This is a genomic window from Xanthomonas sp. NCPPB 1325 (assembly GCF_041477645.2).
GTDB classification, from domain to species: Bacteria; Pseudomonadota; Gammaproteobacteria; order Xanthomonadales; family Xanthomonadaceae; genus Xanthomonas; species Xanthomonas cannabis.
Genome location: NZ_CM192985.1, coordinates 1301934 through 1315206, shown reverse-complemented (window position 1 = coordinate 1315206; position 13273 = coordinate 1301934). Strand labels below are relative to the sequence as shown.

The following is a 13273-nucleotide window of genomic DNA, read 5'->3' as shown; positions in this document are numbered from 1 at the left end:
GCTACTTCTTGGCCTGGATCTGGTCGAACAGACCGCCGTCGGCAAAATGCTCCTGCTGCGCCTTCTCCCAGGAGCCGAACGCCTGCTGGATGGTCACCAGCTTGATGTCGGGAAAGCGGGCCACATCCGCCGGATCGGCGAACTCCGGATGCCGCGGGCGATAGAAATGCTTGGCCGCCAGCTTCTGACCTTCCGGCGCATACAGGTAGCGCAGATAGGCCTCGGCCACATCACGGGTGCCGTGCTTGTCCACGTTCTTGTCCACCAGCGCCACCGACGGCTCGGCCAGGATCGACAGCTTCGGCACCACGATCTCGAACTTGTCCTTGCCCAGTTCCTCGCGCGCCAGCAGCGCCTCGTTTTCCCAGGCCAGCAGGACATCGCCGATCCCGCGCTGGACGAAGGTGGTGGTGGCGCCGCGTGCACCGGTATCGAGCACCGGCACATTACGAAACAAGGCCTGCATGTAGCGCAGGATGCGCTCGCGGTCGCCCTTGAAGATATGGTCGGCATAGGCCCAGGCGGCCAGATAGTTCCAGCGCGCACCACCGGAGGTTTTCGGATTCGGCGTCACCACCGCCACGCCCGAGCGCAGCAGGTCCGGCCAATCGTGGATATTTTTCGGGTTGCCCTTGCGCACCAGGAACACGATGGTCGACGTGTAAGGGGCGCTGTTGTCCGGCAGCCGCTTTTCCCAATCGCTGTCGATCAGCTTGGCCTTTTCGGCAATCGCGTCCACGTCGTAGGCCAGTGCCAGGGTGACCACATCGGCTTCGATGCCGTCGATGACTGCCCGCGCCTGCTTGCCCGAGCCGCCATGCGAGGTTTCCACGGTCACCGTGTCCTGCGGATGCTGCTGCTTCCACTGGGCTGCGAAGGCGGCGTTGTAGTCGCGGTAGAACTCGCGGGTGGGGTCGTAGCTCACGTTGAGCAGCCCGATATCATGCGCGCCGGCCGGGCCAGCCAGCGCCAGCAGCGTGCAGAACAGGGAAGCAAGACGGATACGGGGGTGTGTCACAACGATCTCCTGGCCGGTGGGCGCAGCTGAACAGCAAGCATGCCATGCTGCGCAGCGGCACGCAGGCGGTGAAATGACATCCGCGCCGCCGCTTATGCCGATTTTGCATGACGTAGTGGTATGCCATTGTGATCGTTAACATTGCGCTTCTTTCTCTGCCACAGCGACCGCCATGACCCGTCCGCCTGCCGCGCTCACCGCCCACTACGCCGCCGAACTGGAGACCCTCCAGTCCCAGGGCCTGTTCAAGTCCGAGCGCATCATCACCGGCCCGCAGTCGGCCCGGATCACCCTGGCAGACGGCCGCAGCGTGCTGAACTTCTGCGCCAACAACTACCTGGGCCTGGCCGACCACCCGGACATCATCCAGGCGGCCAAGGACGCGCTGGACACGCATGGCTTCGGCATGGCGTCGGTGCGCTTCATCTGCGGCACCCAGGACCTGCACAAGCAACTGGAACGCACTATCGCCGAGTTCTTCGGCACCGAAGACACCATCCTTTACGCGGCCTGTTTCGACGCCAACGGCGGCCTGTTCGAACCATTGCTTGGCGAAGCGGATGCGATCATTTCCGACGCGCTCAACCATGCTTCCATCATCGACGGCGTGCGCCTGTGCAAGGCCAAGCGTTTCCGTTACGCCAACTGCGACATGGCCGACCTGGAAGCGCAACTGCAGGCCGCCGACGCGGCCGGCTGCAAGACCAAGCTGATCACCAGCGACGGCGTGTTCTCGATGGACGGCTTCATCGCCCCGCTGGACGAGATCACTGCCCTGGCCCGCAAGTACAACGCGCTGGTGCACATCGACGAATGCCACGCCACCGGCTTCCTGGGCGCCAGCGGTCGTGGCTCGGCCGAGGTCAAGGGCGTGCTGGACCAGATCGACATCTTCACCGGCACGCTGGGCAAGGCCATGGGCGGCGCACTCGGCGGCTTCACCACCGCAAGGCGCGAAGTGATCGAACTGCTGCGCCAGCGTTCGCGACCCTACCTGTTTTCCAACTCGCTGCCGCCGCACGTGGTGGCCGCCGGCATCAAGGCGTTCGAAATGCTGGACGCGGCCGGCGAGCTGCGCACGCAACTGGTGGAGAACACCCGCTACTTCCGTGAGCGCATGACCGCGGCCGGCTTCGATCTCAAGCCCGGCGTGCACCCGATCAGCCCGGTGATGCTCTACGACGCGCCATTGGCGCAGAAGTTTGCCGAGCGCCTGCTGGAAGAAGGCATCTACGCCATCGGCTTCTTCTTCCCGGTGGTGCCCAAGGGGCAGGCGCGCATCCGTACCCAGATCAGCGCCGCACACACCCGCGAGCACCTGGATCAGGCCATCGATGCCTTCATCAAGATCGGCCGCGAACTGGACGTCATCAAGTCCTGAGCATGCGCACGGTCCTGCGCCAACGGCTCCTGCTCGCGGCGCAGACCGATGCCCAGGCGCAGCGGCTTGCCGATCGCTGGGAAACCCGCTGCCTGCATTGCCGGCGACGCCTGCAGGTCCGTGCCGACGGCGAGCCGCTCGGCCACACCACCCTGGAACACGTGGTACCGCAGGCCTGGTTCGGCCGGCGCGCCGCCGCCGCGCTCTGCGCGCTGGTGGGTGACGCCCCCAATGACGCACGCAATCTCGCGCTGGCCTGTGCCAGCTGCAACCACGCCAAGGGACGGCGCCATGACGCCAACGGTGCTGGCGATGCGCGTGCCGTCGAAGTGGTCGGCGCCTTGCTCAGCGCGCGCCTGGCGCGCTGGCGGGAGCCGACATCAGCGCCCGGACTTCCGCCGCACTGAGCTCGCGCCAGGCGCCCTTGCCCAGCGCCCCCATTGCCAGCGAACCGATCGCCACGCGCACCAGCCGCAGCACACCGATATCCGAGGCCGCCAGCAGCCGGCGGATCTGCCGGTTGCGGCCTTCGTCCAGCACGATTTCAAGCCACGCATTGCGCTCGCCTTCGCGCAACAAGCGCACTTGTTTGGCGCGCAGCAACGCCCCGCCACCGTCCGGGTCGGGGTCGACCACCCCGGCCTGCAGTTGCGCCAGCCGCTCGGCGCTCGGGCGGCAATCGATCTGCACGTGATAGGTCTTGTCCGGCCCGCTGCCCGGGTCGGTCACTACCGCAGCCCATTGCGGGTCATTGCTGAAGAGCAGCAGCCCCTCGCTGGCCTTGTCCAGCCGCCCCACCGGCGCGATCCACGGCAGACCGGCGCCATCGAAGCAGCGGTAAACGGTGTCCCTGCCCTGCTCGTCGCGGGCCGTGGTCACCACACCGCGCGGTTTGTTGAGCATCAGGTACAGGCGCGCAGGCCCGGCCAGCGGCTGACCATCGACGGTGATGGATGCCTGCTGGTCGGTGCGGATCGGAAACTCGGGGTCGCGGATCACCCGCATGGCGACGCTGACCCGCCCATCGACGATCCAGCGCGCCGCTTCGGTGCGCGAACACACACCCAGCTTGGACAACACCCGCGCCAGCCCATGGCGTGGCGCAGAGTGATCGGCACCTGCAGCCGATGCAACCACGCCGCGCACCGGTGCCGCCGGGGCGCGCTGACGAGGCCGGGACGTCGCCGGCGGTGGTCGCCGGGTCATGCCGTCCCGACCGTGCGGCTTACTTGGTTTCGACCGGCTTGACGTCGGCAGCAGGCGCAGCCGGCGCCGGTGCGGCCACCGGACGCGCCTTGACCACGCGCACGCCGCGCGCCTTCATCCAGGCATCGAATTCTTCGGCGGTCATGCGCTTGCCGTTCTGGCTCATGTCAAAGCGCCACGGCGTGTTGTCGAAAGCGGTCGTGGCCTTGTAGGCCGCCGGATCGTTCGGGTTGACGGTGCCGCCCGGTGGAATGACCTTGGCCAGGTCCTGGCAGCCTTCCACGCGCAGGCGCAGCAGCACGCGGTCGACCGATTGATCACTGCTATACGGCTGTGCCAGCACGCCGGTGGGCATGCCCAGCTGCACGCTGCGGGCATAGAACTCGGCAGCGGCCGGTGCGATGACGGTGGCGGGCAACGGCAGCGGCTGGGAGACCGTGTTGCCGGCGCAGTTCGGTGCGGCGTAGGCGGCGGGAATCAAGGCGAGACAGAGCAATCCTGCCGAAGCGGTACGCAGCATCGTGGTTCTTCCAGTAAGAGTGTGGTGTCGACGCGGCGAGTGTAGGCAGCGATGAACGCTGTTTCAACAGGAACCGCATATCGATGGCAACGCAGACAGCATGGCGGTCCGGCTGCGGCTGAATTCGGGAGTTTTCGGATCACACATAGACAAAACCCGGCACGAGGCCGGGTTTTGTATGAAGCAAGCCAGCGGCCAGATTAGTTCTGGACGTTCAGCTCGGTACGACGGTTCTTCGCACGGCCTTCCGGATTGTCGGAACCATCCGGGTTGGCGTTCGGAGCAATCGGACGGCTCTCGCCGTAGCCGATCGGGCCAACCAGACGCGACGCATCGACGCCGTTCTTGGTCAGGTAGTCGTACACGGTGGTCGCACGACGCTCGGACAGCTTCTGGTTGTACGCGTCGGTACCCTTCGAGTCGGTGTGACCGGCAACCTCGACCTTCAGGTCGGGGTAACGCTTCAGGATCTCGGTCGCTTCGCTCAGGATCGACACGGCATCCGGACGCAGGGTCGACTTGTTGAAGTCGAAGTTCACGCCCTTCAGGTCGATCGAGACAGGAACCGGGCAACCGTCCGGACCGATGGTCTGGCCAGGCTGCGAGTTCGGGCACTTGTCGTCGCAGTTGTTGACGCCGTCACCGTCGTCATCCAGATCGGCGCAGCTCGGAGCAACCGGAGCCGGAGCCGGCGGCGGAGCGGTCGACGGAGCCGGTCCCAGCGGGATCACGACGCCGACCGAAGCCAGCACGTCGCCGAACCAGTCTTCCTGCGGAGCAGCAACGCTCTGGTCGTTGAAGTCGGCGCGATAGGCCAGTTCAGCACGCACGGCGACGCGCTTGTCGAAGGTGGTCTGCAGACCGACACCAGCCTTGGCGGCAAAGTTGCCGTCCTTCTGCTGGCCCGGCGACACCGGGTTCGGGGTCGCGTCGAATTCTTCTTCCGAACGCTGGTAGCCCAGACCGAACAGCAGGTAGGGGTTCCAGCCGCGGCCTTCCTGGATGAAGTGGCGACGCAGGTCGAACGAGATGCCGTACTGGCTCCAGTTCTGGTCCTGGTTGGCGTCGAAGTTCGGGTTCTGATAGTTCAGTTCACCGTCGATCGACCAGTTCGGGCTGACGAACTTGCCCAGGCCCAGGGTGACGAACGGAGCATCATTGGTCAGGCGATCGCTGTCCTGGAAGTTGAAGCCAGCGCTACCGGTCAGGTACCAACGGTCATCGAACTCCTGCGCGGAAGCAGCCTGGGCCACTGCCAGACCGCCGAGCAACGCGGCAGTGAGAATTTTCTTGTTCATTTATACAGCTCCTTCTTTGGGAGATAAAACCGATAGAGGCGGTGTTCTTGGTAAAGATGCTCATCACATCCAGAGCCATCGGGGCGCAGATTAAGCCGGCCTCGGTGAAGATCGCGTTAACGGTCATATAACATGTGAAAGCAATCGCCAGGGCCGCCGAGCCCACTCGATATTACGTATACAGTTTCATGAAGAAAAGGGCCCGGCGCTCACTTTCGCTTATCGAAGCACATGAACATCAGCCGAATCGAGGCGATTGAAGACGGTTCCATGCAAGGCACTTTCCGATGCCCCAGCGTGGCAGGAAAACCACATAGGTGAACGCCAGGCCCCGTGCGAGCTGAATTGTGGGGTGCGTGGTTGCAGCGCACTGACTTCACAACGCACCCTGAACTTCCCATCAGGAGCGTCCCGATGAAAGCCGTCGCCCTCACCAGATCCTTGCCGATCGACGACCCTGCATCACTGCTTGACATCGAGGTACCAAGCCCTGGGGCGCCCTCGGGGTATGACTTATTGGTACGGGTGGAAGCGATCTCCGTGAATCCGGTCGACACCAAGGTACGCGCGTCCACGCCGCAGGCCTTGCCCGAGCCGATGATCCTGGGCTACGACGCGGCCGGAGTGATCGAAGCGGTCGGTCCGGAGGTCACCGCGTTTGCGGTAGGCGATGAGGTGTATTACGCCGGCGATGTTGGCCGGCCGGGCAGCAACGCGCAGTTCCAGTGGGTGGATGCACGCATTGCCGGCTGCAAGCCGACCTCGCTCAGCTTTGCGCAGGCAGCGGCATTGCCGCTGACCACCCTGACGGCCTGGGAGCTGCTGTTCCAGCGCATGCCCTTCGCCTTCGACGGCGCGCGTCAACGCGGCCGGTACCTGTTGATCATTGGCGGCGCTGGTGGCGTTGGATCGATCGCGATCCAGTTGGCACGGCATGCCGGCTTCACGGTGATCGCGACTGCATCGCGCCCGGAGAGCATCGAATGGGTCCGGCAGATGGGCGCTCATCATGTGATCGACCACCATCGTCCGTTGCACGCGCAGTTACAGGCACTGGGCCTGCAGACCGTGGACGCGGCGCTGAACCTGGCCGATACCGACCGCTACTGGCAGCAGTTGGGCGAGGTCCTGGCGCCGCAAGGGCATGTCGGTCTGATCGTGGAGCCGCGCGGTGCGCTGACCATTGGCGGCCCCTACAAGTCCAAGTGCATCGGCATCCATTGGGAGCACATGTTCGCGCGGGCGCGCCACGCGACCGACGACATGGTGGAACAGCACCGCATCCTCAACCGCGCCGCGAGCCTGATCGATGCCGGCGAGCTACGCACGACGCACACCGAGACGCTGTCGCCGATCAACGCCGAAAATCTGCGCCAGGCGCATCGGCGCCTGGAAAGCGGCAGCACGATCGGCAAGCTGGTGCTGGCCGGCTGGTAACCGCATCGGTGGCTGCGCCGCAGCTTGCACGGCGGCGGCAGTGGATGCGCTGCACGCTGCCGACGCCTGCCATCCGGTGACAACGAGCGCCGGGATCTGGCCCGCTGCGGCTGCGTGGGCAGACGGTACGCAAGAAGGCGGTAGCGCGCACGGAGGGCGCGATGGTGCCTGCGGTGCTGTCGCGACGCGAAATCCGCTACCGGGGCTTGCCGCCACGCCCGTTTGACGGCATCGTGCGCACTCCGTACGCCAGCGTATCCATCTCATGTCGCCCGCCACCGGCCCTTCCGCCTTCCCGCACCTGTTCACCCCGCTCGATCTGGGCTTCACCCAACTGCGCAACCGGGTCCTGATGGGCTCGATGCATACCGGGCTGGAAGACCGCGCGCGCGATTTCCCCAAGCTGGCCGCGTATTTTGCCGAGCGGGCGGAGGGCGGTGTCGGCCTGATCGTGACCGGCGGTTTCTCGCCGAACGTGGTGGGCTGGCTCAAACCTTTCGGCGGCAAGCTGTCGTGGCCCTGGGAAGTACGCCCGCATCGCCAGGTCACCCGGTCGGTGCACGCGCACGGCGCCAAGATCTGCCTGCAACTGCTGCACGCCGGGCGCTATGCCTACCATCCGTTGTCGGTGGCGCCTTCCAAACTGCAGGCGCCGATCAATCCCTTCACCCCGCGCGCGTTGTCGGCATCGGCAGTGGACCGGCAGATTGCCGCGTATGCCCGCGCAGCGCGGCTGGCACGCGAGGCCGGCTACGACGGCGTGGAGGTGATGGGATCGGAAGGCTATCTGATCAACGAGTTCACCGCCGCGCGTACCAACAAGCGCAGCGACGCCTGGGGCGGCGACGCAGCCAAACGCATGCGCTTTGCCGTGGAGATCGTGCGCCGCATCCGCGAGGCCTGCGGAGAGGACTTCATCATCATCTACCGATTGTCGTTGGTGGACCTGGTCGAGGACGGAAACCAGTGGCAGGAGATCCTGGCACAGGCGCAGGCGATCGAAGCGGCCGGCGCGACCATCATCAACTCCGGCATCGGCTGGCATGAGGCGCGCATTCCGACCATTGCCACCTCGGTACCACGCGCCGCATTCGCCAGCGTGACCGCAAAGCTCAAACCGCACCTGCGCATTCCGGTGGTGGCGAGCAACCGCATCAACATGCCGGAGGTGGCCGAGCGCATCCTCGCCGACGGCGCGGCGGACATGGTGTCGCTGGCACGGCCGTTGCTGGCCGACCCGCAGTGGGCCAACAAGGCGCGCGCCGGGCAATCGCACACCATCAATACGTGTATCGCCTGCAATCAGGCGTGCCTGGACCATGTGTTCGAAAACAAGCTGGCTACCTGCCTGGTCAACCCGCGCGCCGTGCACGAAACCGAGCTGGTCTACACACCCACGGCCACGCCCAAGCGCATCGCCGTGGTCGGCGCCGGACCCGCGGGCCTGGCGTGCGCGACGGTGGCGGCAGAACGCGGTCACCGGGTGACGCTGTTCGATGCGAGCAGCGCCATCGGCGGCCAGTTCAACGTGGCAAAACGCATTCCCGGCAAGGAAGAATTCACTGAAACGCTGCGCTATTTCAGCCACCGCATCGAGGCCACCGGCGTGCAGCTGCGACTGGAGACGCGCGTGCAGGCAGACGACCTGAAGGACTTCGACGAGGTGGTGCTGGCAACCGGTATCGAGCCGCGCAAGGTGGACTTTCCCGGCGCCGATCATCCGATGGTGGTCAGCTATCTGGACGTGGTGCTGGGCCGCCACGTCGCCGCCGGCAAGGTGGCGATCATCGGGGCCGGTGGAATTGGCTTCGATGTCGGCGAATTCCTGGTGCATGAGGGTGCGTCGGTATCGCTGGATCCACAGCGCTGGATGGCCGAATGGGGCGTGGATCCGACGTTCGAGGCCCGCGGCGCGCTGTGCAAACCGCAGCCCGAGCGCCCTGCCCGCCAGGTCTGGCTGTTGCAGCGCAGCCCCGGGCGCCCCGGCGCGCGGCTGGGCAAGACCACCGGCTGGATTCACCGCGCAACGCTCAAGGCCAAAGGCGTCAAGATGCTCGGTGGTGTGGAGTATCTGGGGGTGGACGATGCCGGCCTGCGCATCCGCGTGGACGGCAGCGAGCAACTGCTCGACGTGGGCACGGTGGTGGTCTGCGCCGGCCAGGAGCCGCGGCGTGAATTGCTTGCCGCGCTGCAGGCCAACGGTCAGCAACCGCATCTGATCGGCGGCGCAGACGTGGCCGCCGAACTGGATGCCAAGCGTGCCATCAACCAGGCCAGCCGACTCGCTGCCACGTTGTAAACAACCCAACTCGAACGACGCCGGTGCGCCGAGAGCTGCCTTCATACCGTGGCGCAGCTTTGGTCATTGTGCATCTGACGATCAAGCGCATGCGGCTTGTGCTTGCATGCCGGAACGCGTCCTTGCCGACGTAAAGTGGCTTTGTCGTGCGCCGTGCGCATTGACATCGTGCGTTGCAACGGTCTCATGTGACAGAAAAGCGCGCATTGCGTATTCGCTGTCGAACACGCAGTGCGTGCAGGCCGTGTGAACTAAAAAAGGTGCGCGCGCTATCGTGCTTGCGCTGCATCGCCTGCCGTTTCGCAAAGCGCGCGTGTCGCTCTGCCGATGCGACGCGTGCAGCGTGTTGCGATGCGTGAGCCGACACCTGCGCAACGTAGGCGCAGCCGCGCTGACGCTGCGTCAACCCTGCCCATTCAGCCACGATTGTGTGATCGGCGCCTACCTTGCGCCAACTTTTTGACCCACCCACTTGGTGGGCACCTCCGGTAGATCTCTCTTCGCCGGAGACCGGGCGGCCCGTGACAGGTCGCCTCCCCATGACGCCAAGCCCTTCGCACTGGTGCACCCACATTGGGCGCTCTGCGGATCGGCCCATACGGAGCAAGGAGTTCTATGAAACTGGCTTGGATACTCTGGCTGTCGCAATTATTGCCGCAGCCTGCTGCAGATTCGTTGTGTTTGAGTACCACCGTCTATCTGGAGGCGCGCGACCAGACCTTGCGTGGCCAGCAGGCCGTTGCAGAAGTTGCGTTGCGTCGGCTGGACAGCGGGCTGTGGGGCGACTCGATGTGCCAGGTGGTGACCGCGCGCAAGCAGTTCGCACCCACCATCGTCTCTCCGGGTACGCAGTTGAAGAATGACGATGCCTGGAACAAGGCATTGGGCGTGGCCCTGGCTGCGGAGCGCAACTGGGCGTTGCCCGTGGGCCAGCGCAAGGAGATCGTGCCAGGCGCGAGCCACTTCGCCGCCAGTGCAATTGCCAGCCCGAGCTGGCGTAACGCCTATCAGGTTGCCACCATCGGCGACCACACGTTCTACCGCGTGCAGAAGCTGCGCCCGCGCACTGCGTCCTGACCGACATCCCTGCCTTGCAATGCGCTGCGGCGTGTCGTTACCGCCGCCCGCATGCACGCAGTGTTTGCCGCCATTCCCACGGATAACGATCTACTGCGTCGCGCTGCGTGTGATATCGCGCGCTGCACGCAGGCGTCCGCGGTGCGCGGCCAGTAGATCACTGCGCGTGACGATGCCGAGCACGCGCAATGTTTGCGCCCCGTCGACGACCACCAACCGCCCCACCCCGGCATCGCTCATGTGATCGGCGGCATCGCGCAACGAATGCTCTTCACCGATCACCACCGGGGCGCGTTGCACGAGTGCGCAGAGCGGCAGATCGTCTGCGTGGCGGGAATCGAGCAGATCACGGCGTGTCAGCACGCCCCGCAGCGCACCGTCGGATCCGATCACGGGGAAGCCGTGATGGGTGATGCCTGCTGCACCACTGCTCAACCACTGGCGTACCTCGTGCAGGGTTTGCGTCTCATGCAGGCTCACCACGTCGCGGCTGCACACGCTGCGCACGGCAATCTGATCCAGGTGATCCGCACTGTAGTCCGATGGAACGCGCACACCGCGACGCACGATTTTTTCAGTCATGATCGTGTGCTGCATCATCAGGCCCGACACCAGATACGCCGCCGCGCAGGCACCCAACAACGGCAATAACCCGTGCGTTTGCTGCGTGGCTTCGAAGGCAAAGATCACCGACGCCAGAAATGCGCGTGATGCGCCTGCAAACATCGCCGCCATGCACACCAGTGCCGCCATTCGCGGATCCACGCCCAGCGCGGGCGCATACGTCGCCAACGCGATCCCCAGCACGCCACCCAAGGCGCCGCCGATGGTGAACAACGGCGCGAGCGTGCCGCCGGACGTGCCGCTGCCCAGCGCCACCGACCAGGACACCAGCTTGGCAACGCACAGCACCAGCATCGTACCCAGCCCCGCGCTGCCGCCCAGCACGAGCATGATGTTGTCGTAGCCCACACCCAGCGTGCGCGGCACCCAATAGCCGACAATGCCGACGACCAGGCCACCGATCGCAGGCCACCACATCCAGTGCAGCGGAATGTGCTCAAAGGCGTCTTCGATGCCGTAGGTCAGACGCGTCACTCCAACGCTGATCGCACCGACCAGCGCGCCCATCGCGACATAGGCGAACAATGCGCTCAGCATCGCCGGCGGCAATGTCGGCATCGGAAATACCGGCCCGCTGCCTTCGAACACAGCATGCATCGCAGCGCCGACCATCGCAGCCAATGCCACCGGAATCAGCGAGCGCGCGCGGCGTTCGAACAGCAGCAATTCGATCGCCAGGACCACCGCAGCGATCGGTGTCGCAAAGATCGCGGCCATGCCTGCGGCTGCACCCGCGGCAAGCAAGGTCTTGCGCTCGTCGGCAGTGACATGCAACCGCTGCCCCAGCAGCGAACCGAGTGCGCCACCGGTGGCGATGATCGGCCCTTCCGCACCAAAAGGCCCGCCAGTCCCGATCGCCACCGCAGACGATGTCGGCTTGAGCCAGGTCATGATCGGCGGAATGCGGCTGTCGTTGCGCAAGACATGTTCCATCGCTTCGGGAATGCCGTGCCCGCGAATCGCGCGCGAGCCATGGCGGGCCATGATGCCGACGATCACTCCACCGAGCACCGGCACCACAATGGCCCAGGCACCCAGTGCGTGTCCTGCCGGGCTGACCATCTCGGTGCGCAGGCGCCCGAAGTACGCAAGATTGGTCACCAGTCCGATCAACGCGGTGAGCACCTGCGCCACGCCGGCCACCACGAATGCCAGCATCACGCTCAGGCTGGCGATCCAGATCACGCGACGTTCCAGCGGTGGAGATTGCTGCGGCAAGTGGGCCTGCACCTGCGCGGTGCCCAACGCGGGGACAAGCGGAATCGCCGCGCGTGATTGCGTGGTGGGCACAGAGTCGTTCAAGGGGAAACGCCAGAAAATGCGACGCGGCAAAGGCTACGCCGATCACCTCGTAGTAGCTGGCTGGAACTTAAATCGGCGCGCGCACCGCATCGGCGAGGCATGTCGTTCGATCGAGCACGCGACCTCCCACGCGCCTGGCAGGACACCACGGCGAAGACGTCTAGCTCTTTCTCTCGTCGCATCGAGCCGGCGGCGCCCTACATGCGCCACCTGGCTCGCCTTGCATGCGCGTTCGATGGCCACACGTAGCCGCCCGCACCACGTTCGCTGCCGGCCGGACGACCGCGGCATACCCCCGCCCAAGAGCGGCTGACAACACCACTGTGCAGCCGCCAGGCGGGCGCGGTCGGCGCCCGGAATCGGCCTATCCCACGCGTACCCCGGTTCCGAGCGCGCTGTCCACAGCTACCTGACGACTGCTCGCTACGTTCTGTTGGCTGCTCTAAGCTTGCGCACCTGTCCCTCATTGGATTGACCATGAAGCTTTACACCAAGCCGGGCGCCTGTTCGCTGGCAGATCACATCGTGTTGCGTTGGTCCGGGCTGCCCTTCGACCTGGTCGTGGTCGATGCAGCCACCATGAAGTCGCCCGAGTATCTGCGCCTGAACCCGGCCGGTGCGGTGCCGCTGCTGGTCGTCGACGACTGGGCCTTGACCCAGAACGCCGCCATCCTCAACTACATCGCCGACATCGCCCCACTTACCGGCCTGGGCGGCGATGGCAGCGCGCGCAGCCGCGCCGAGATCAATCGCTGGATCGCCTTTTCGAATGCCGATGTGCATCCGGCCTTCAAGCCCATCTTCGGCAGCACCGCCTATCTGCAGGACGAGGCCTTGATTGCGCGCAGCCAAGACGATGCACGCAGCAAGTTGCGCACGCTCTACACCCGCGTCGATGCACATCTGCAAGACCGCCAGTGGCTGGCCGGCGACAGCCATACCGGAGCCGATGCCTATCTGTTCGTGACGGTGCGTTGGGCCAACAAGGCAGACGTGGATCTGAGCGGGCTGAGCGCACTGGATGCCTTCTTCCAGCGCATGCAGGCCGACGCCGATGTGCAGGCTGCGCTGTCGGCCGAAGGCCTGGCGTAAACGCCACCGCTGCCTGGTG

Annotated in this window: 10 protein-coding genes, 1 other RNA gene and 1 pseudogene; 7 read left to right on the top strand and 5 right to left on the bottom strand. The window is 65.4% G+C overall.

Features of this window, described 5'->3' with window-relative positions; genetic code table 11:
- Position 1 precedes the first annotated feature (1 nt).
- Positions 2 to 1098, bottom strand: a pseudogene (locus ACCQ10_RS05420) (sulfate ABC transporter substrate-binding protein).
- A 92-nt stretch (positions 1099 to 1190) separates the two neighbouring features.
- Between ACCQ10_RS05420 and kbl the strand changes: the two are divergent.
- Positions 1191 to 2399, top strand: coding sequence for a glycine C-acetyltransferase (kbl, locus tag ACCQ10_RS05415; RefSeq protein ID WP_166750196.1), 1209 nt, complete (start codon positions 1191 to 1193; stop codon positions 2397 to 2399).
- A 2-nt stretch (positions 2400 to 2401) separates the two neighbouring features.
- Entirely contained in the window at positions 2402 to 2806 is a 405-nt protein-coding gene (locus tag ACCQ10_RS05410) for an HNH endonuclease (protein ID WP_039413178.1), read from the top strand.
- Here the strand turns inward: ACCQ10_RS05410 and ACCQ10_RS05405 are convergent.
- The 3 genes from ACCQ10_RS05405 to ACCQ10_RS05395 form a co-directional block, all read right to left on the bottom strand.
- Positions 2745 to 3605, bottom strand: a complete 861-nt coding sequence (locus ACCQ10_RS05405; RefSeq protein ID WP_372362431.1) for a pseudouridine synthase — start codon at positions 3603 to 3605, stop codon at positions 2745 to 2747. The two genes, ACCQ10_RS05410 and ACCQ10_RS05405, sit on opposite strands and share 62 nt — an antisense overlap.
- Before the next feature lie 19 nt (positions 3606 to 3624).
- Complete coding sequence (locus tag ACCQ10_RS05400; RefSeq protein ID WP_039413182.1) at positions 3625 to 4125, bottom strand: hypothetical protein; 501 nt, start codon at positions 4123 to 4125, stop codon at positions 3625 to 3627.
- Between the two features lie 200 nt (positions 4126 to 4325).
- Positions 4326 to 5423 carry an OmpA family protein gene (locus ACCQ10_RS05395; protein ID WP_029219243.1) on the bottom strand — a complete coding sequence of 366 codons (1098 nt, stop codon included), beginning with the start codon at positions 5421 to 5423 and terminating at the stop codon, positions 4326 to 4328.
- 414 nt (positions 5424 to 5837) lie between these two features.
- Between ACCQ10_RS05395 and ACCQ10_RS05390 the strand changes: the two genes are divergently transcribed.
- The 3 genes from ACCQ10_RS05390 (at position 5838) to ACCQ10_RS05380 (ending at position 10236) form a co-directional block, all read left to right on the top strand.
- Complete coding sequence (locus ACCQ10_RS05390; protein WP_372362430.1) at positions 5838 to 6860, top strand: zinc-binding alcohol dehydrogenase family protein; 1023 nt, start codon at positions 5838 to 5840, stop codon at positions 6858 to 6860.
- Between the two features lie 265 nt (positions 6861 to 7125).
- The gene (locus ACCQ10_RS05385; RefSeq protein ID WP_372362429.1) at positions 7126 to 9159 is read left to right on the top strand and encodes an oxidoreductase; all 2034 of its coding nucleotides are present in this window, start codon (positions 7126 to 7128) and stop codon (positions 9157 to 9159) included.
- A gap of 615 nt (positions 9160 to 9774) precedes the next feature.
- The gene (locus ACCQ10_RS05380) at positions 9775 to 10236 is read left to right on the top strand and encodes a cell wall hydrolase (RefSeq protein ID WP_039413190.1); all 462 of its coding nucleotides are present in this window, start codon (positions 9775 to 9777) and stop codon (positions 10234 to 10236) included.
- Between the two features lie 90 nt (positions 10237 to 10326).
- Here ACCQ10_RS05380 and ACCQ10_RS05375 read toward each other — a convergent pair whose 3' ends face one another.
- Positions 10327 to 12162, bottom strand: coding sequence for a chloride channel protein (locus ACCQ10_RS05375; RefSeq protein WP_372362428.1), 1836 nt, complete (start codon positions 12160 to 12162; stop codon positions 10327 to 10329).
- Between the two features lie 366 nt (positions 12163 to 12528).
- Here ACCQ10_RS05375 and ACCQ10_RS05370 point away from each other — a divergent pair.
- Positions 12529 to 12601, top strand: a non-coding RNA gene (locus tag ACCQ10_RS05370) — sX9 sRNA.
- Between the two features lie 38 nt (positions 12602 to 12639).
- Positions 12640 to 13254 (top strand): glutathione binding-like protein, encoded by a 615-nt coding sequence (locus ACCQ10_RS05365; protein WP_372362427.1) that lies wholly within the window; start codon positions 12640 to 12642, stop codon positions 13252 to 13254.
- The last annotated feature ends 19 nt before the right edge of the window (positions 13255 to 13273 follow it).